This window comes from Ghiorsea bivora, assembly GCF_000744415.1.
Taxonomy (GTDB): Bacteria; Pseudomonadota; Zetaproteobacteria; order Mariprofundales; family Mariprofundaceae; genus Ghiorsea; species Ghiorsea bivora.
In genome coordinates this window covers 135,102-153,267 of record NZ_JQLW01000006.1, presented here as the reverse complement: position 1 = coordinate 153,267, position 18,166 = coordinate 135,102, and the positions used below count along the sequence as shown (strand labels likewise).

The window sequence follows — 18,166 nt, the reverse complement described above, 5'->3', positions numbered from 1 at the left end:
ATTATCATTCGACATTATGCAGAAGTTAACCGCACAACGCCAAGCTATTTTGGACATGATCAATCGCTCAGATAAACACTGGGATGCCGATGAAGTTGCTTACAAACTTAAAGAACAAGGGATTAGCATTGGTATTGCTACGGTATACCGTGGGTTGTCAGCCTTGGCTGAGCAGGGGTTGATTGAGTCGATTCAGCTTGCCGATAAAAAACGCTATGAACGCGCAGACAAGGCGCATCATGACCATTTGCTGTGTACAAACTGCGGCAGTATTGAAGAGTTTTGCAATCCTGAAATTGAGGCATTGCAAGATAAAGTGGCAGAGGAACGTGGCTTCCACATTCAAGGGCATCAATTATTATTATTTGGGCTTTGCAAAGCGTGTAAAGTAGGAGAACGTTAAATGTTATCTGCATTGATTATTGTATTTCGTGAAGTATTGGAAATGTCTATCATTTTAGGCTTATTGTTTGCTGCCACTAAAGATGTAATGGGCTGTAAGAAATGGATTATTGCAGGCGCAGGGCTTGGTTTGCTTGGTGCATTTGTGTTTGCATTGTTTATGGACGAAGTAGAAAATGCTATGGATGGGGATGGTGAGTTTGTATTTAATGCGGTAATTTTATCCATTGCTTCGGTATTATTGGCTTGGACAGTGGTGTGGATGAGTAAACATGGGCGAGATATGAGCATTCGTTTAAAACAAGCAGGTGCATCGGTAGCGGAAGGCGACTTGCCGATGAAATCTTTGCTGGTGTTATCCATGGCGGCCGTGATGCGCGAAGGTGGCGAAGCGGTGTTTTTCTTATTTGGTGCGATGCAAATGGAAACGGAAGCCAGTGAAATGTTAACAGGTGGTTTGATTGGGTTGTTGGCAGGCATAACGTTTGGTTTTGCTTTGTATCAAGGTTTGATTCGTATTCCGATGAAATATGTATTTAATGTGATGGGTACATTGTTAATTCTGCTTGCAGCAGGCATGGCATCACAAGCGGCGAGTAATTTGGTGTTGGTGGATATGTTGCCATCGATTACCGATACGCTCTGGGATAGCTCCTTTATTCTTTCTGATGAGAGTTTGATGGGTGAAATATTGCATGTGTTGATGGGTTATGACTCGCAACCCAGTGGTATGCAAATGATCGTATTTGTATTGACCTTGGGTATTGTCACTTATTTATACCGTAAGGCTTAAATGCTAAAACAACTCTATCCACAGTGTGATGTTACGCGTTTGCTTGAAGGGGCCTACCTTGATTTAAACTTACATCAGCAAGCCAAAGCGGGTGATGTTTATATTTATGTTAATTATATCAGTAGCTTGGATGGGCGCATTGCCTTGTATAATGAACAATTGGCTGAGTATGAAGTGCCGCCTGCAATTGCCAATGGTAGAGACTGGCGCTTGTATCAAGAGTTGGCAGGGCAGGCAGATGTGATGCTGACCTCGGCACGTTATTTCAGGCAACTCGCTAAGGGCAAAGCCCAAGATTTGTTGCCTGTGGGCGAGGGTGAGGCGTATGCTGATATTAAACACTGGCGAGAAAAGCAGGGTTTAAAGCCACAGCCTGATGTGATGGTACTGTCAGATTCTTTGGATATTCCGCTTGAAGCTTTGGAAAAGGTAAAAGACCGCAAGGTGATTGTTTGCACATCATCTTCAGATGTTGAAAAAATAACGCAGCTTGAGCAAGCGGGTGTGTTGGTGTTACCTGTCATGTCGAGCGATAAGGTGAATAGCGTAGCTAGAGAGTATCCCCTGGGGGAAGTCGAGACATCTCGAGACCCCTTGGGTGCGAAGCCTACCTGTGGTGCTTCGTTTGGGGTGACAGGTAAGTTTATGCGGCAGTGTTTACTTGATTTAAACTATCGTAGTGCGTATTTGATTGCTGGCCCGAAAGTGCATGCCACGTTTATCAAAGATGCTTGTGTGAATGAATTGTTTTTGACCACGCATTTCACCTTGTTGGGGGGTGAAAAAGCATCAGGTTTAGTGGATGCCGATTTATCCAAAGCACAATCTTTAAAACTTATCTCTTTGTATTTGGATACAGCTCAAAATCAGCTATTTCAAAGGTTTCAATATGTTTAATTCGTTTCATTTTGCAGCCACGCCGCATATTCATTTTGGCGTGGGCACGAGAAATACACTTACTACCATCATTCAAACCTATGGCGATAAAGTATTGTTGATTACGGGCGGAAAGTCTTTTGATGATTCTGATTTATGTCAGCAGTTATTATCGCAATTAGAGCAAGACTTTGAAGTGTGTAGAGAAAAGATGGTGGGCGAACCTTCACCGCAGATGGTGGATGATTGGGTGAAACGTTATCAAAGGTTTCAACCTGATGTGGTGCTAGCCATTGGTGGTGGCAGCGCTGTGGATGCAGCCAAAGCCGTGGCAGGGCTGTTGCCTTCGGGTGACTCAGTGATGGAGTATTTGGAAGGTGTGGGTAAAGGTAAAACATTCAAACAACCAACGACACCATTGATTGCAGTGCCCACCACGGCGGGCACGGGTGGTGAAACCAGCAAAAATGCAGTGTTGTCGGTGATTGGTGAACATGGATTTAAGAAATCATTTCGGCATGAAGATTTGGTTGCCAAACATATTGTGCTTGACCCTGAATTGACCATGACTTGCAGCAAGGAAGTCACCGCTGCATGTGGTATGGATGCATTTACCCAATTGTTGGAAAGTTATGTGTCGCTCAATGCAAGCCCGATGACGGATGCTTTGGCATGGTCGGCATTGGAAAAGGTTGTGACGGCATTGTCAGCAGCTTATGAGAATGGTGATGATATGTTGGCGAGAGCCGATATGTTGTATGCCTCATCGATTTCAGGTTTAACGCTTGCCAATGCAGGGCTTGGTTCAGTTCACGGCTTGGCATCACCGTTGGGTGCATTCTTTCCCATTCCGCATGGTGTGGTGTGTGGTTCATTATTATTTGAAGCCACACGAATTAATATCCAAGCCATGTTGAGCCGAGATGAATACAATCCAGCTTTAGGCAAATATGCCAAAGTAGGGCGGCTGTTTGTACCTGATATGAATATGGATGCGGCGGATGCGCTTAAAATGTTGCTGGGCATGCTTGAACTTTGGCAACAGCATTTGCAAATGCCCAAATTATCAGACTATGGTGTTTCAGAAAATGATGTGGAGCGTATTATTGCCAATATTAGTGGGGGTAGTTATGCCACCAACCCGATTAAACTTACTAATGATGAACTGAAAATGCTGTTGCTGGCGAGAATTTAACCTCTACGAAACTCAGGCAGGGCACCTTTTAAATACTCATAACCTGACCAAACGCTTAAAAACGTGGCAAGCCATAAAAAACCTGTCCCTGCTTCATGCATAGGGAAACCAAAGAAGTCTTGGTGCAATAATAAACCTTCAATGGCAAACATTTGGGTCAAGGTTTTCCATTTTCCCATTTGTGAAACATGTACCACCACAGCGCGTTCTGCCAACCATTCGCGCAATGCACCAATGATAATTTCACGACTGATAATGATAAGCACAAGTATGGTGGATGCAAAACCAGCTTCGACCAACAATACAAGTGCAACAGTGACCAGTAGTTTGTCAGCAACAGGGTCTAAAAAGCGACCAAAGGCTGTTTCTTCGCCACGAGTACGTGCCAAGTAACCATCAAACCAGTCTGACCAACCTGCAATGGCAAAAATCAAACCTGATGCATAATAAGAAAGTGGGGCAGGCAAATAAAAGGCGAGTACAAATACAGGTACAAGAATGATGCGCATGGCAGTGATTTTATTGGATAATGTCCAGTTCATGGGTTGTGGTGTATTCCTAGCGCTTTATTTTGTGTTTACGTTGTTTTTTGTGGCTAATGACAATCCATATATCCAAGGCTATCGCCAAACCAGCCAAGATATAAAGGTGTGATTTTTCAAGCACGGGCATAGATAAGGCAAGTTCATGCAGGGCATCCATGTTTTTCATTTGACCATAGATGAAAAATACAATGGTGAGGTGCCCAATAATCAGAACAAATAAACCAAGTACAGCCCAAAAGCTGGTAATCAGCAATGTAATATTGGAACGTTGCCCGGGTATTCTTTTTCTGCTTAATTGCATGGTTTATTCAAAGCCAAAGCGACGAATACTTTTGGCGCGCCAAGCATCATCATAAATGACTTCAACACCGCGTGTGTATTTTTCGCCTGTTTCTTCATCGTAAAATTCTTCGATATACAATGCGCGTTTAGGGTGTGCGCTATCTTTAACCATAGGTGTACCCATTTCTTGTTCAATGGCAAAGCGGGTATCACCTTCTTGTATAATCCAAATACTATCGGGGTCGATCACATTACCTTGATGGATTTTTTGTTTGACGCAAGCCGTAGACAAAAGTGCGCACATCATGATTGTAATGAATAGTTTCATGCGGTTTCTACGGGCCCACGGTGCCCTATTTGAAGGAGACGGATATAATCATCCATACCTTGTTCTAAGGTCCACTGGGGTTGCCAATCTAACAAAGTTTTGCTTTCAGTTAAATCCGCTTCGGTATGGTCTTGGAAGAAGGGGTAGGGGTTATGAATATATTCGACAGGGTAATCAATATTAAGAATTCGGTTTAGGTTGTTGACAATATCATTGTAAGAACGTGCTTTGCCAGAGCCTACATTGCATACACCTGAACGTGGTGTTTCAAGGGCAGCAAGGTTGGCACCAATGACATCACCGATGTACACGAAGTCGCGCCGTTGTTCGCCAAATTCAAACATCCGGATGGGTTTTTCAGCTTGTATGCTTTGAAACCATTGCAATATCATGGAGGCAGTTTTGGTTCCTTCTCTTTCATTCTTGTGGTGTTCGCCTGGTCCATAAACATTGAAATAACGCAAGCCGATAATCGGTGCGCTGTGTTTATCATACCAACGTGCTGCAATTCTATCCATGGCAAGTTTTGAAAAACCATAGATGTTTTCAGGTTCTTCACCTGAACCAATGCTATTGGGTGCAGGTGAGTTGCCATAGGTTCCTGCTGATGATGCGTAAATTACACGGGTGCCACTTTTAGAAGAAGCTTCTAAGATGGCAGCAAAAGCATCAGTATTTACATTCATCATCAGTTTTTGATCCATGATGGTTGTGTCGGTGATGGCAGCTTCATGGTAGATGGCGGAGAAGTGTCCATTTGCAATATCTTGCAGTAATTGTGGGTCATCACAAAAAACAGCGCGAACTTCAGCATCTACATTGATTAGGTTGCGCCAATCGCCAGATGAGAAATCATCTGCAATGACCACGTCTGTATTTGCGCGTTTTAATAATGCAGCTGCAAGGTTAGAGCCAATAAAACCTGAACCGCCTGTAATAAGAATGCGTTCTTTCACTTGTGCTTACTCCGCTTGCCCTGATTTTTCTAATTGTTTCTCTTCACCGCGCCATTGCAGTTGCAAAAGTTCAAAGGCGCGAACCGTGGCATCATTGCAGAGTGGGTAACCCAAACGTTTATTGATGCCATCAAGCAAAACATTGGCTGGTTTGTCACAAACATCTTGTACATTATAATCTGTTTCAGCTAAAAGACGGGCTATCCATGTGCCTAGTCCAGATAAGGTTGCAATATTGGCGATGCGAATCAATTCATCGCAACGTTGTACGCTGATTTGTCCGCCTGTGGCTTGGGACAACTCTTCGGGTGTGTTTTCAGGTAAACTGCTGAGTGGGCGGCATAAAAGCTTCCATATGACCCACTCACTTTCTGAAATATAGCTTTTATCTTGGTGTAATGGGAATGCACCAGGCATGGCATGAACATTATTGAAGCTCATTGTTTAATCCTCAATGTAGGCGACTTCGCCTGCAATATATGCACCTTTGAGTGCAGACCTTTTTACGGTGCAACCAATACGAATACTGCCCGTTAAATTGGCACGGCGCAGCTTGGAGCCTGTTAAATCGGCGTGAAATAGGTTGGCTCTGCTTAAGTCTGCAAGCCGTAGGTCGCAATTGATAAGTTTTGTTTTGCTTAAGTTTGCATTTTTTAGGCTTGTTTTGTTGAAATTGCAGCCTGTAAGGTCGGTACCCGAAAAATCAATATTATCCAAGTTTAAACCCGATAAGTCTTGACCTGCAATGGATTTGCCATCACGTATGGCTTGGGTTACTGCATTTGCATCCATGATAAAACCTGCCCCTTTTTGTTGTTATTCGTCTTCAAGCGTAACGACTTAAAAATGCGATGGTACGCCATAAGCGGTTTCAATCAAGTTTGATGTCTAACATTTGCGCTTCATGGTCATTCACCATAACATGCGCGACCAATTTTAGGCTATAGAATAAAGTTCATGCACGTCGTTGTGTGTCGATAAGGTGGGAAAATCATGTCATTAAAAATTGCTGTGTTGCCGGGTGATGGTATTGGTTCGGAAATTGTCAGTGAAGCACTGAAAGTATTGGAAGTGTTGAACCAAAAGTTTGATTTGAATGCAACATGGCAAGAGGCGACCATTGGTGGTGCGGCTTATGATGCAGAAAAAGACCCTTACCCTGCTTCAACACAAGCTTTGGTTAAAGATTCAGATGCCGTGCTTTTGGGTGCTGTGGGTGGACCAAAATGGGAAGCTTTGGATAAACCTTTGCGCCCTGAGGCGGGTTTGCTGCGTATTCGTGAAGATTTGGGTTTGTATGCCAACTACCGCCCGACCAAGGTGTTTGACCAATTATTGGAAGCTTCAACCTTGAAACCAGAAGTGGTGCAAGGTGTGGATATTTTGGTGGTGCGTGAACTGGTATCGGGCATTTATTTTGGACAACCGCGCGGTTTTGAAGAATATAAAGGCGAGCGTAGTGGTTTTAATACCATGCGTTACTGCGAGTCCGAAGTGCGTCGCATTGCACGTAAAGCATTTGAAGCAGCGCGTTTGCGCTCGAATAAAGTATGCAGTGTTGAAAAAGCCAATGTATTGGAAGTGTCAGAATTGTGGCGTGAGATTGTGACTGAAGTGCATCAAGCTGAGTTTTCTGATGTGGAATTGTCACACATGTATGTGGATAATGCAGCCATGCAATTGATTCGTAATCCTAAGCAGTTCGATGTGATTGTGACTGGCAATTTGTTTGGTGATATTTTATCCGATGAAGCATCCATGCTTACAGGTTCTATTGGTATGCTTCCTTCTGCGTCGATTGGTGAAGAATTTGCTATGTATGAACCTATTCATGGCTCTGCACCAGATATTGCAGGTGAAGATAAAGCCAATCCTTTGGCGACGATTTTGTCGGTGGCTATGATGTTGCGTTTTTCCTTGAATCGTGCGGATTTGGCAGAGAAAGTGGAGCAAGCAGTGGAGCATACTTTGGATGCAGGTGTGCGTACAGTAGATTTAGCAGATGGACAAACACCTGTGGCATGCTCGGCTATGGGTGATGCGGTATGTGCTGCACTGGAGAAATTGGCATGAGTGACGTGGGTATGAATAATATGGGTGTGAGTGATATGGAAAGATTTTTACCAGAAAAAGAAGAAGGTTATGTCGTCGCTGTGGTTGGGGTTACGGGTGCTGTGGGGCAAACCATGTTGGAGATTTTAGAGCAGCGTAAGTTTCCAATATCAAAGCTTATTCCACTGGCTTCAAGCCGCAGTGCAGGTTCAAAGGTAAGTTTTTCGGGTAAAGATGTGGTTGTTCAGGATTTGGCAAGTTTTGAGCCTGAAGGCGTTGATATTGCGTTGTTTTCTGCTGGCGGCGGGACGTCTAAGGAATTTGCACCCAAGTTTGCTGAGGCAGGTTGTTTTGTGGTGGATAATTCCAGTGCATGGCGCATGGATGAAGATATTGCCTTGGTTGTGCCAGAAGTGAACCCACATGCTTTGGAAATGGCACGTCACAACCGTATTATCGCAAATCCCAATTGTTCAACCATTCAAATGGTGGTGGCACTCAAACCATTGCATGATGTCGTGCCGATTGAACGGGTGAATGTATCGACCTATCAGGCGGTGTCAGGAGCTGGTGGCATAGCCATGGATGAGTTGGCAAAACAAACAGCATCATTGTTGCAGGGTGAAGAGGCTGAAGTGGACGTTTTTCCTGCGCGTATTGCATTTAATGTGATTCCACAGATTGACGTTTTCATGGATGACGGCTATACCAAAGAAGAACGGAAGATGATGGATGAAACAGTTAAAATTATGGGTGCAAATATTGCGGTAACTGCGACTACAGTGCGTGTGCCTGTGTTTTATGGTCACTCTGAAGCAGTGAACATAACTTTTGCTGCGGAAATGGATGCGGATAGGGCGAGAGACCTGCTTGCTGATGCAGATGGCATCTGCGTTGTGGATGATCCAGCAACAGAGGATTATGCTATGCCTTCGGAAGCTGCGGGCACGGATCCAGTGTGGGTTAGCCGGATTCGCAATGACAATTCTTTCAGAAATTCCTTGCACTTATGGGTCGTAGCCGATAATGTGCGTAAAGGTGCGGCTCTAAATGCTGTGCAGATAGCAGAAATTTTAATTCGATGATGAAATAGTGGGTGACCTCTTATTTCATTAATCTGAGGGATAGGAGGCAGGCATGCTTCAGCGAGCTATGCATGTTTTTTTAAGCTTTGTGCTGGTTTTTTTGTTCGGCATTCAAAGTGTGGGAGCAGTATCATTTGAGCGTATTGATGTGGCGAGCCATATTGGTGAACCTTTTTACGCCGAAGTGCCACTTCGCTTGGATGGGAAGGAAACACTTTCGAAAATTTCTGTTGAGCTAGGTTCTTCATCGGACTATCGAATTCTCGAAGTATATCGAGATCAAGTGATCAACCAAATCCGTACAGATATTGTCAAAGATGAACGTGGGGCGCGTGTTAAACTCACCTCAGAAGCACCTATCGATACAGCGTTCTTTAATCTAGTCCTTAAAGTACGTTATGGACGTTCGACCCATTACAAAAAACTACCTATTTTCTTAGAGTCTGCTGCGGTTGAAATGATGCAGGAGAATGAAGCACCCAAAGTGGTTGCAGCCCCTGTAAATGCAGCAACAGTTCAACCAGATACTTCTGATGCCTTTATCACTAAAGTACCGCAAGGTGCAAAATCTGCTTTTGTAGAGCCTGTTGATGATAGCCAATCTGAACAAGTTGTGGAAAATACCTTTAAGCCGTATTCAGGTTGGGCACGTACATCGCGTTACGGGCCAATGGTTTATGGTGACACGATTACGGTGGTTGCCAAACGATTACGTTTGGATGATAGGTTTACCAATCAACAGGTGATGGTTGCTTTATTTGAAAAGAATAAAGATAAGTTTGGTAAAGGTAATATCAACTTAATTAAAGCAGGTTCGTATTTGGATGTACCTGCGGCTGAAGAAGTGGAACAAGTTTCTGTTGCCCATGCCAAACAAGTGATTAGCGAGCAAAATAAGGTTTGGAAAAACATGACCAAGCAGCCCAAGTATGCTGCTGTTGCTGATGCACAAAAACATCGTTATACACGTCGTGTTCGCATAGGTCAGAAGGCTTCAGGTGTTGCTAGCGCACCCATGTTGGCACCAGAAAAAACAAAAAAACCACTACAAGCCGAAGAAGTTCAGCCTCAAACAAACATGGCTGACCAAGAGGTTTCTGCAAAATTGATTGCAGCAGAGCAAGTGATTGCGCAAAAGGATAGTGAGCTTTCATCATTACAAAATAAAATGTCTGCCTTGGAAGAACGTTTGCAAGCTGCTGAGAAAAAAGCCAATGAAGCAACGGTTACTGTGGATGCGGCAGCTTTAGATGCGCAAAACAAACGTTTGGAAATTGTTATCTCACGTTTAAAAGGTCAATTAGAGAAGGCTAAAGCAAGTGAAGAACAAGATACTTCAGGCTGGCTCATGTATGCATTATCTGGGCTTGGGTTGTTGGTATTGGGTCTTATTGGTGCTGTGGTGATGTTGTTGCGCCGCCAACCCAAACATCCAGCAGAACAAACTGCGTCAAAAGAAGAAGTGTTTGATGATGTTGTGGAAGAATATGATGTTGAATCCGTTGATGATCAAGATGCAACCAAGCAAATGGATGTTGATGATTTTGAAATGCCTTCAGACTTGTCTGAAGAGCAGGCTGTAAGAGAAAATCCAACCAATAATGATGAGCCTTTAGAGGAAATCCCAGACTTTACCGATGATGAAACGGGAGAAATGGATGCCTTTGATAGCGATGTAGATGAGACACCAGATCCTAGCGTGAATTATCTTGAAGAAGCTGATGTTTACTTGCGTTATGGCATGGAAGATGAAGCAGAGAAACAAGTACGTCTGGCATTGAAGTTGGATGATCAAGATGCTGCAGCACATGCAAAATTGGTGCGAATTTTGCGCATGCGTAAAAACTCAGAAGGTGAAGAAGCGGCACTTAATGCAGCCAAAGCTGTGTTGGTAGGTTCTGCTTTGGCAACATTTGAGGGTTTGTTGGCTGATTCTTCAGCTGAGGCGGCAAGTAGTGATGATGCTACCAGTGGTGCAGTAGATGATGCTGAGCAAGCATCTGAAATCTCAGCATTAAAGGATGACGATTTTACTGGTGAAGACACAGGTATTGTGGATTTTGGCGCTATTAATTTTGATGCTCCAGATAGTATATCATCTGATTCAGACAGTGCGTCTACAGACAGTATGCCTGAAGATGTGATGGAGCCAGAGCTACTTGATACAGGTAAAATGGATTTTGGTGATGTGGAAGAAGATGCTGGTATCGATATGGGTGATGATATCGATTTTGCAGGTATTGATTTTGGTGAAACAGATACAGGCGAAAATGTAGATGATATTGGCCTTGACTCAATAAATTTGGGTGATGAAGATGCAATGGATGATGCCCAAGCTTTGGATACGGGTGACTTAGATTTTGGTGCCCTAGACCTTACTGAAGCAAGTGATGTTGAGGATATGGTTTCAACAGATGATGTTGCATTAGAAGATGTGATGGGCAACATTGAATTGGATACAGGTGAGTTGGACTTTGGTGACTTAGATGTTGAAGAAAATGATGTGCAAGAAAATGTAATAGTGGAAGAAAGTGCTTCAGCAGATGATGAGTTAGAAGACGCTATGAGTATCGAAGCTTTGGATACAGGTGAACTGGACTTCGGCGATTTAACTGTAGATGAAGTAAGCTTGGATACAAGTGATGCTACGGACACATCGGATAACGTCACAAATAAAACTGCCGATGTGATGGAAGATGAATCATTGGATACAGGTGCTGTGGACTTTGGTGATTTCCTAAGTAATTCATCCACAGATGAAACTGAATCGAAAGATGAAAGTGACAGTGCAGATGAGATTGAAGTAGATTTTGACTTTAGTGAAATGGGTGCAAGTGATACTGAGGAAGCAAGCAGTGAACTTTCAGATATGGAAAAAAGCATAGACCTAGAAAACTATGGTATCGATTTTGATGAGACTGATAGTTCTGAGAATTTATTAAATGAAATTGACCTAGAAGATGATGATTTAGAAAGCACTTCTGCTGTGCAAACAACAGATGAAACCATGGTTGTTTCTTCGGGCGAAGCTGAAGCCAAGCTTGATGATGCAATCAATGATAGGCAGGTAGAACAAGCACGTGCGCAAGCAGAAGAGGAAGCAAATGCTACTGCAGTTGAGATTCCTGCAGATGCGGAAGATCCATTTGAAGCAGCCAATGCACTGCTTAGCGATGCTGAAGAGAGCAACTTGGCTTCAGATATATCCAATGATGATATTGATGAAATTCAAGATTTAGGTACCGATGTGCTAGCTTTGGATGATTCGGCTAAACAAAGTCATGATCAAGAACCTTTAGAAGACTTGGATAGTATATCCTTGGATTTATCTGGTTTTTCAGAAGACACTGATTCTGCACTAGATGAAGTGAAAGCTATTGAAGAAGAGCTAACATCTGAAGTTGATTTGGATGGGTTGGATATGATTGGTGATGACTTGCTTATTGATGCCGATGATGAGGTAAGTGCGGAAGCTTCAACAGAATTGGATTTAGACGATTTTGATTTGCAAGAAATAAGCTTGGATGAGGAAACAGAAGACAGTTCGACTTCCAAACCAGCATCCGATGCTTTTGATTCAACTGTTATAATGGATAATACGCAGAAGAACTTAGCGCAAACATCGGCTGCCGATGTAAAAGCTGATAATGATCATTTGGCTAGCCTTGATGATATGGATAGTGATAAAACATTGATGATGGATGTTTCATCCGACCCTATGGAAGATGTTTTTAATGCGACCGGTGAACTTGAAAATATTGAAACCAGTATTGAATCACTACAAAACAATGCGGCTGAAGACTTAGAAGCAACCACTGAATTAGATGGGTTAATGAATGACCTTAAAGGTTTGCTTGATGAGGATGAACCTAAGAAATAAGTGTACTGTCGGTTCCTTTTTGCAATTGCATGGTTTCTATTTGCCACAGTTATGGCAGATGATACTGTGTTGGTGGTATTCACACTGTTCACGGTTGGACTTTTGTATTTACAAAGTAAAAGCATGGTGATAATTGTGCGAAGTTTTAGGCTCTTGGTTTGGTTGTTTATTCCTATTATTTTGCTACACGGTTTTTTTACACCTGGTACATATATTATGGGTTTACCTATAAGTATTGAAGGTTTAAAACAGTCTTTTTCGCTCAGTCTGAATTTGGCATGTATGTTTTTTACGGCTTTATTGGTCATGCAGGTGTTAAAAATGAAATACCTTTTACAAGTTTTACAAAAAACACCAGCTTTAAGCCAAGTATTGTTACCCCGCTTATTATTATTAACGCGATTACGTATCACGATTCCCCAATTGCTAAATAAACAACGCATGTATTGGCAAAGCTTAGAGCATAAATGGTTGACCTTACCCGATGTGTTGTTTGAAAGTATATTATCTATATTAAAGAGTTCACGTAATGAAGCACAACTTTTGTGGGAACAGTGGGATGATGAGGTGGAGAAGTTGCTGCAGGTGAATGAGCCAAGATCCAAGTTGGTGGTTTCAGATTTAGGTTTTGGTGCATTGGCTATACTTGCGTTACTGGGGCTTTGGTTATGATACATGTGCAAAGGCAACGGCTAGCTATGGTCATTGAGTTTGATGGTTCGAAGTTTCACGGTTGGCAACGGCAAGACAATGCATATACGGTGCAAGAAGCGATGGAAACAGCAATGTTTAAAATCGAAGGCAGTGATGCAGAGCCATGTTTTGCTGCGGCAGGGCGAACAGATACAGGTGTGCATGCGACACATATGTTAATTCATGCTGATGTGGTGAAATCGCGTTGGTTAGATAGTCCTCATGCTTATATGAAAGGTTTAAACTTTCATTTGCGAGACGCTGGTGTTTTGGTGCATGGTATCAAGGCTGTATCCAATGATTTTCATGCGCGATTTGATTGCTTTGAGCGACGTTATCAATATAAAATTTGGAATCGTTCCGTTAGTTCTGTGTTGTATAACAAGCAGGCATGGTGGGTATTTCAAACACTGGATGTGGAGAAAATGAATCAGGCTGCATCTTTTATCGTGGGCAAACATGATTTTACAACATTTCGTGCCTCAGGTTGCCAAGCCAATGCACCTGAACGTGAGTTAAAGGTTTTGCAAGTGAAACAAGATGGACATTGGTTTACCATTGATGTTGCTGCTGATGCTTTTTTATACCACATGGTGAGAAATATTGTGGGTTCGCTTGTTGCTGTGGGTATTGGTCGATGGCAGCCAGAATACATGCAAACCTTGTTATTGGGTAAAAACCGCTGTGCGGCGGCACAAACTGCACCTGCACATGGTTTGTATTTTACAGATGCTTTATACCCAGCGTTTTCAGCGCAAGAAATTTCCGGTTTGATGGGTTAAACGATGAAAGTAGTTGTGATAGGTGCGGGTTTAATTGGTTTGTTGACGGCATTGCGTTTAAAACAACAAGGCGTAGATGTGGTTGTTTTAGAAAAAGCTGAAGCCGCTAGTGAGTCTTCGTGGGCTGGTGCAGGTATTTTATGCCCTATTCACCCATGGCTTTACCCTGATAGCTTTACGGACTTGGTTAATGCTAGCCTTGATTTGTATCCAGAACTACAAGCTGAGCTTACACATGAAACAGGGCATGATATTCAACGTATTCAAAGTGGTTTGCTTATTCCTTGTTTTGCAGATGATGCTGTAAAACATCAAAGTGCAGCGCAAGTTTGGTCGGATAAGTTTGACTGGGAGATGCAGCGTTTAACGCCAAAGCAAGCTTTAGACATAGAGCCTAACTTATCGACGTTTGTTGAAGAAGCATTGTATTGGCAAGATGTTTACCAAGTGAGAAACCCTGAATTATTAAAAGCCGTGATGCTGTATTTACAAAAATTGGGTGTGGAAGTGATTGAACATAGTGAAGTTGCCCAATTGTTAGAACATGAAACGGGAAGCGTATGTGGTGTACAAACATCACAAGGTCAAACTTATGAAGCTGATGCCGTATTATTGGCTGCGGGTAGCTGGAGCGAAAAACTTGCAGTACAAAGTGGTTTTGATTTACACGTAAAACCCGTAAAAGGGCAAATTGTACTATTAAAAACAAAACCTGGCACATTAAAACATATTGTTAAACATGATGATGCTTATTTTGTGCCGCGAAAGGATGGTAGAGTGCTGGTGGGTGCTACCATGGAGAATGTTGGTTTTGCTCGGGGCAATACAGTTGAAGCCCTAAGCGAGCTGCTTGCAGCAACACAGCGGTTAATACCAAGTTTAAAACATGCACAAGTTGAGCAACAGTGGATGGGATTTAGACCAGGTAGTCCTGATGGGTTGCCTTATCTGGGCAAAGTGTCAGCTAAGCAAGGATTGTGGGTGGCGACAGGGCATTATCGCAATGGTGTAGCGCTTGCGCCGATTACAGCCAAGGTGATGGCAGATTGGATATGTGGCACGCAACCCAACATAAACATGGATGCTTTTGCACCTGATAGGGTGGTTTGTGAAAGTGAATCGGTTGGTTATCCGCAGCTATAATCATTGCAAAGCTTGCCGTTGTTATATTTGGTAGCATAATTGAGCTCACTTTATTGATGGATTAAGGATTTTTTTCATGCCACATTACCAAGGAATCATCGACCGTTACCGTGCGTTTTTACCAATCGCCAAGGATGATGCAATTATCACGCTTTATGAAGGCAATACGCCGCTTCATGAATCGCATAACTTGCGTAACGCCATCAACCCAGAACTTAATATTTTTCTTAAATTTGAAGGTTTGAATCCTACAGGTTCCTTTAAAGACCGTGGCATGACCATGGCTGTTACCCAAGCATATAATGCAGGCTCGCGTAAAATTATCTGTGCATCTACGGGCAATACTTCAGCCTCTGCAGCAGCTTATGCAGCCAACTCAGGCATGGAAGCGTATGTATTAATTCCTGATGGAAAAATCGCCTTGGGTAAAATGAGTCAAGGCATGCGTTATGGTGCGAAAGTGATTCAAATTAAAGGCAACTTTGATGATGCTTTGCAAATCGTGCGCGATATTTCTGCCGATGGTTCGATTTCTTTGGTCAACTCTGTGAATCCTTATCGTATTGAAGGACAAAAAACAGGTGCATTTGAGATTATTGATGAGCTAGGTTTTGCACCTGATTATCATGCGCTTCCCGTGGGTAATGCTGGTAATATCACTGCGTATTGGAAAGGTTATAAAGAATACAAAGAACACCGTATTTCTAAATCATTGCCCAAAATGCTTGGTTTCCAAGCCGCAGGTGCTGCACCCATTGTAAATGGCGCACCTGTTGAAAATCCTGAAACCATTGCCACTGCGATTCGTATTGGTAAACCTGCATCATGGCAGCAAGCAGAAGATGCACGTGATGAATCCGGTGGCGTGATTGATGCCGTGACCGATAAAGAAATTTTACAAGCATACGATATGTTGGCAAGCCTTGAAGGTGTGTTCTGTGAACCAGCCTCTGCGGCATCTGTTGCAGGTATTATCAAGCTTAACAAGGCTGGTTATTTCAAAGCAGGTGATAAGATTGTTTGTACACTTACAGGCAATGGTTTGAAAGACCCGGACACCGCCATGCAAGATATTGCCACCCCTGTCACCATTGATGCCACTGAGGATGCAGTGCGCAGGGTGTTAGAAGGCTAAAAGCTTTAAGCGTGTTTTTTACGCTGTTTTATGTCTTACATTCAAGTACAATACTTTCATACACCAGCAGGTGAATTGATACTTGGTGTATACGATAATCAATTATGTATGGCGGATTGGCGCTATAGAAAAACGCGAAAAAGTATTGATGCTAGATTACAAAAAGGTTTGAGCGTAACTTACATTGAAGAAGATACGGCGGTGCTGCAACAAGCCCGCCAAGAATTGGATGAATACTTTAATCGGCAACGTCAAAACTTTAATATACCATTGTTGATGGTAGGCACTGACTTTCAGAAGCAGGTTTGGCGGGAATTGATTGATATTCCTTATGGTACAACCTCTTCTTATTTGGTCTTATCCAAAAGTATAGGCAATGAAAAAGCTGTGCGTGCTGTGGCATCAGCCAACGGAGCGAATGCAATCTCCATCATGATTCCATGCCATCGCATTATTGGCTCTGATGGTTCGTTAGTAGGTTATGCGGGTGGTTTACCTGCCAAAAGAAAGCTTTTGGCTTTAGAACAGTCTGGATGAAAATTTATATAAACATAATATTGTTTTTACTTTGTAGCATGGTCAATGCAAATGCTGAAGAAAGCCAAGTGATGACCGCTAATAATGCACTTATGAAAATGACGGTAGAAAACATCCAACTTACGGATAAAGAAAGCTTAGGCTGGGTTGGTGCGAGTTATTTACTGGAAACATATGATAATATATTTGTGGGTGCGACACTTTATGGTGCCGTAACTGGGCAGCGGGGCGGGTTCTTTTCACTTGGTGCAGAAGCACTTTGGTGCAAACAGATTAAAGACCAATGGTTTTCAGGTGTAGGTATTTATATTGGTGGCGGCGGTGGTGGCGGTGCAAATAACTTGGTGGGTGGCGGATTAACCATTCGACCATATTTTGATATTCTTTATCAATTAAAAGATTATCAAGTGGGTATATCGACATCTCAAGTTCGTTTTCCGTATGGTACAGCTACAAGCAGACAGCTCGGTTTTGTTTTTTTATCTAGCCAAGATTTTTATACTGTGAAATACAATGAGCAGCCTGCTGTTGCGCAAAAGCCCGTTGATGGAGGCATAGGTTTTCACCGTGTTCGAGCTACTGTTGCTTCTTATCGTGGGTATTTATTGCGTAGCGATGTTCAGGATACTGCCACGATGCTTGGTGCACGTTCAGAGCACTGGATGACCCCAACGTCATACTGGGGTGTAGAAATTGTAGGTGCCGCAGGTGGCAAACTTGGTGGTTATGCAGAGTATTTAGGTTTTTTAGGGGTTGAATACCCGATGTGGACAGATGCAATAAATATTGGTGCGCGTATTGGTATAGGTATGGGCGGTGGTGCAGCAGTGCTGACACAAGGTGGAATGCTTGCCAAAGCCGCAGTGAATTTGGCGGTTGATATCACGAAAGATGCACAAGTTTCACTGGAAAGTGGATATGTTGCAGCAGTTCAAGGGGCCATGCAGGCACAATACGTTGGTGTAGAGTTTACTGTTGATTTGGACAATCCATATGCAGAACCTTACAATTTTTATACGACTGATTACGTATGGCATGTGGGCGCATTTAATTATCATACGGTCACGCCTAGCGGCAGTGTAAATGCAGTACCATTTTCAGCTTCAGAAGTTGTCGTCAATCGATTTGCCAATGAGCACCTTTATTATGGTGTACATATGATGTATGCCGCTAAGGGAGGAAGGTATGGTGGTTACGGAGCAGCTTTTGTTGACCTTGGTTACCGTATACCTTTATTCGAGCGTAAAAGTTCCTTGTCTTTAGAAGTCGCCGTAGGTGGTGGTGGCGGTGGCGGAACATCCGTTGGTGGTGGAGCACTGTATATGGGCAATATTTATGCAGATTATCAGTGGGAAAATGGTGTGGGTATACGTCTAGGCGCGGGTCGTTTAAAAGCGTTTCAGGGTACCTTGGATACTGCGGTAACGGAGTTCCTTGTGACTTATGAATATACAGTAAAAGAGCGCAGGTAATATCTCGTAG

At 43.0% G+C, this 18,166-nt stretch carries 19 protein-coding genes; 13 read left to right on the top strand and 6 right to left on the bottom strand.

The genetic code is table 11. From position 1 onward, the window contains the following. Positions 1-16: 16 nt before the first annotated feature. From DM09_RS03320 to DM09_RS03305, 4 genes are read left to right on the top strand one after another with little or no spacing between them, the layout of a single operon-like run. Positions 17-403 carry a Fur family transcriptional regulator gene (locus DM09_RS03320; protein WP_038247653.1) on the top strand — a complete coding sequence of 129 codons (387 nt, stop codon included), beginning with the start codon at positions 17-19 and terminating at the stop codon, positions 401-403. Beyond that, positions 404-1,195 (top strand): FTR1 family iron permease, encoded by a 792-nt coding sequence (locus DM09_RS03315; protein WP_038247652.1) that lies wholly within the window; start codon positions 404-406, stop codon positions 1,193-1,195. Next, positions 1,196-2,092, top strand: coding sequence for a RibD family protein (locus DM09_RS03310; protein ID WP_038247651.1), 897 nt, complete (start codon positions 1,196-1,198; stop codon positions 2,090-2,092). Next, the gene (locus tag DM09_RS03305; protein ID WP_038247650.1) at positions 2,085-3,266 is read left to right on the top strand and encodes an iron-containing alcohol dehydrogenase; all 1,182 of its coding nucleotides are present in this window, start codon (positions 2,085-2,087) and stop codon (positions 3,264-3,266) included. The genes DM09_RS03310 and DM09_RS03305 overlap by 8 nt, the downstream gene beginning before the upstream one ends. On the opposite strand, the gene pgsA is transcribed toward DM09_RS03305, so the two are convergent. Genes pgsA through DM09_RS03275 form a run of 6 tightly spaced genes read right to left on the bottom strand, consistent with a single transcriptional unit; the run spans position 3,263 to position 6,169 of the window. Beyond that, positions 3,263-3,808, bottom strand: coding sequence for a CDP-diacylglycerol--glycerol-3-phosphate 3-phosphatidyltransferase (gene pgsA, locus DM09_RS03300; protein ID WP_038247649.1), 546 nt, complete (start codon positions 3,806-3,808; stop codon positions 3,263-3,265). The genes DM09_RS03305 and pgsA overlap by 4 nt on opposite strands. Positions 3,809-3,824: 16 nt before the next feature. Beyond that, a complete protein-coding gene (locus DM09_RS03295; RefSeq protein ID WP_038247648.1) occupies positions 3,825-4,112 on the bottom strand; it encodes a hypothetical protein in 288 nt (95 codons plus the stop codon). A 3-nt stretch (positions 4,113-4,115) separates the two neighbouring features. Continuing rightward, the gene (locus DM09_RS03290) at positions 4,116-4,421 is read right to left on the bottom strand and encodes an outer membrane protein assembly factor BamE (protein WP_038247647.1); all 306 of its coding nucleotides are present in this window, start codon (positions 4,419-4,421) and stop codon (positions 4,116-4,118) included. After that, a complete protein-coding gene (gene rfaD, locus DM09_RS03285; RefSeq protein WP_038247646.1) occupies positions 4,418-5,377 on the bottom strand; it encodes an ADP-glyceromanno-heptose 6-epimerase in 960 nt (319 codons plus the stop codon). Before rfaD ends, DM09_RS03290 begins: the two co-directional genes overlap by 4 nt. Before the next feature lie 6 nt (positions 5,378-5,383). Continuing rightward, positions 5,384-5,818 (bottom strand): hypothetical protein, encoded by a 435-nt coding sequence (locus tag DM09_RS03280; protein ID WP_038247645.1) that lies wholly within the window; start codon positions 5,816-5,818, stop codon positions 5,384-5,386. Positions 5,819-5,821: 3 nt separating this feature from the next. Further along, entirely contained in the window at positions 5,822-6,169 is a 348-nt protein-coding gene (locus tag DM09_RS03275; RefSeq protein WP_038247644.1) for a pentapeptide repeat-containing protein, read from the bottom strand. Between the two features lie 201 nt (positions 6,170-6,370). On the opposite strand from DM09_RS03275, the gene leuB reads away from it, so the two are divergent. From leuB to DM09_RS03230, 9 genes are all read left to right on the top strand, one after another. Further along, a complete protein-coding gene (leuB, locus tag DM09_RS03270) occupies positions 6,371-7,450 on the top strand; it encodes a 3-isopropylmalate dehydrogenase (RefSeq protein WP_038247643.1) in 1,080 nt (359 codons plus the stop codon). A gap of 20 nt (positions 7,451-7,470) precedes the next feature. After that, on the top strand, positions 7,471-8,514 hold the full coding sequence (locus tag DM09_RS03265) for an aspartate-semialdehyde dehydrogenase (protein ID WP_099098486.1): 1,044 nt from the start codon (positions 7,471-7,473) through the stop codon (positions 8,512-8,514). Positions 8,515-8,566: 52 nt separating this feature from the next. Further along, a complete protein-coding gene (locus DM09_RS11020) occupies positions 8,567-12,394 on the top strand; it encodes a FimV/HubP family polar landmark protein (RefSeq protein WP_051938046.1) in 3,828 nt (1,275 codons plus the stop codon). A gap of 51 nt (positions 12,395-12,445) precedes the next feature. Further along, positions 12,446-13,066 (top strand): hypothetical protein, encoded by a 621-nt coding sequence (locus tag DM09_RS03255; protein ID WP_157753589.1) that lies wholly within the window; start codon positions 12,446-12,448, stop codon positions 13,064-13,066. Continuing rightward, positions 13,063-13,869, top strand: coding sequence for a tRNA pseudouridine(38-40) synthase TruA (gene truA / locus DM09_RS03250; RefSeq protein ID WP_038247641.1), 807 nt, complete (start codon positions 13,063-13,065; stop codon positions 13,867-13,869). The genes DM09_RS03255 and truA overlap by 4 nt, the downstream gene beginning before the upstream one ends. A 3-nt stretch (positions 13,870-13,872) precedes the next feature. Further along, a complete protein-coding gene (thiO, locus tag DM09_RS03245; RefSeq protein WP_038247639.1) occupies positions 13,873-15,012 on the top strand; it encodes a glycine oxidase ThiO in 1,140 nt (379 codons plus the stop codon). Between the two features lie 76 nt (positions 15,013-15,088). After that, positions 15,089-16,147, top strand: coding sequence for a threonine synthase (thrC, locus tag DM09_RS03240; protein ID WP_038247638.1), 1,059 nt, complete (start codon positions 15,089-15,091; stop codon positions 16,145-16,147). A 30-nt stretch (positions 16,148-16,177) separates the two neighbouring features. Beyond that, positions 16,178-16,684 carry a methylated-DNA--[protein]-cysteine S-methyltransferase gene (locus DM09_RS03235; RefSeq protein WP_038247637.1) on the top strand — a complete coding sequence of 169 codons (507 nt, stop codon included), beginning with the start codon at positions 16,178-16,180 and terminating at the stop codon, positions 16,682-16,684. Then, positions 16,681-18,156, top strand: a complete 1,476-nt coding sequence (locus DM09_RS03230) for a hypothetical protein (RefSeq protein ID WP_038247636.1) — start codon at positions 16,681-16,683, stop codon at positions 18,154-18,156. Before DM09_RS03235 ends, DM09_RS03230 begins: the two co-directional genes overlap by 4 nt. The last annotated feature ends 10 nt before the right edge of the window (positions 18,157-18,166 follow it).

Excerpts from the sequence above, each read along its gene's own strand:
- DM09_RS03320 (WP_038247653.1), top strand. The coding sequence starts at position 17 with ATGCAGAAGTTAACCGCACAACGCCAAGCTATTTTGGACATGATCAAT.
- DM09_RS03315 (WP_038247652.1), top strand. The coding sequence starts at position 404 with ATGTTATCTGCATTGATTATTGTATTTCGTGAAGTATTGGAAATGTCT.
- DM09_RS03310 (WP_038247651.1), top strand. The coding sequence starts at position 1,196 with ATGCTAAAACAACTCTATCCACAGTGTGATGTTACGCGTTTGCTTGAA.
- DM09_RS03305 (WP_038247650.1), top strand. The coding sequence starts at position 2,085 with ATGTTTAATTCGTTTCATTTTGCAGCCACGCCGCATATTCATTTTGGC.
- pgsA (WP_038247649.1), bottom strand. The coding sequence starts at position 3,808 with ATGAACTGGACATTATCCAATAAAATCACTGCCATGCGCATCATTCTT.
- DM09_RS03295 (WP_038247648.1), bottom strand. The coding sequence starts at position 4,112 with ATGCAATTAAGCAGAAAAAGAATACCCGGGCAACGTTCCAATATTACA.
- DM09_RS03290 (WP_038247647.1), bottom strand. The coding sequence starts at position 4,421 with ATGAAACTATTCATTACAATCATGATGTGCGCACTTTTGTCTACGGCT.
- DM09_RS03280 (WP_038247645.1), bottom strand. The coding sequence starts at position 5,818 with ATGAGCTTCAATAATGTTCATGCCATGCCTGGTGCATTCCCATTACAC.
- DM09_RS03275 (WP_038247644.1), bottom strand. The coding sequence starts at position 6,169 with ATGGATGCAAATGCAGTAACCCAAGCCATACGTGATGGCAAATCCATT.
- leuB (WP_038247643.1), top strand. The coding sequence starts at position 6,371 with ATGTCATTAAAAATTGCTGTGTTGCCGGGTGATGGTATTGGTTCGGAA.
- DM09_RS03265 (WP_099098486.1), top strand. The coding sequence starts at position 7,471 with ATGGGTGTGAGTGATATGGAAAGATTTTTACCAGAAAAAGAAGAAGGT.
- DM09_RS11020 (WP_051938046.1), top strand. The coding sequence starts at position 8,567 with ATGCTTCAGCGAGCTATGCATGTTTTTTTAAGCTTTGTGCTGGTTTTT.
- DM09_RS03255 (WP_157753589.1), top strand. The coding sequence starts at position 12,446 with ATGGCAGATGATACTGTGTTGGTGGTATTCACACTGTTCACGGTTGGA.
- truA (WP_038247641.1), top strand. The coding sequence starts at position 13,063 with ATGATACATGTGCAAAGGCAACGGCTAGCTATGGTCATTGAGTTTGAT.
- thiO (WP_038247639.1), top strand. The coding sequence starts at position 13,873 with ATGAAAGTAGTTGTGATAGGTGCGGGTTTAATTGGTTTGTTGACGGCA.
- thrC (WP_038247638.1), top strand. The coding sequence starts at position 15,089 with ATGCCACATTACCAAGGAATCATCGACCGTTACCGTGCGTTTTTACCA.
- DM09_RS03235 (WP_038247637.1), top strand. The coding sequence starts at position 16,178 with ATGTCTTACATTCAAGTACAATACTTTCATACACCAGCAGGTGAATTG.
- DM09_RS03230 (WP_038247636.1), top strand. The coding sequence starts at position 16,681 with ATGAAAATTTATATAAACATAATATTGTTTTTACTTTGTAGCATGGTC.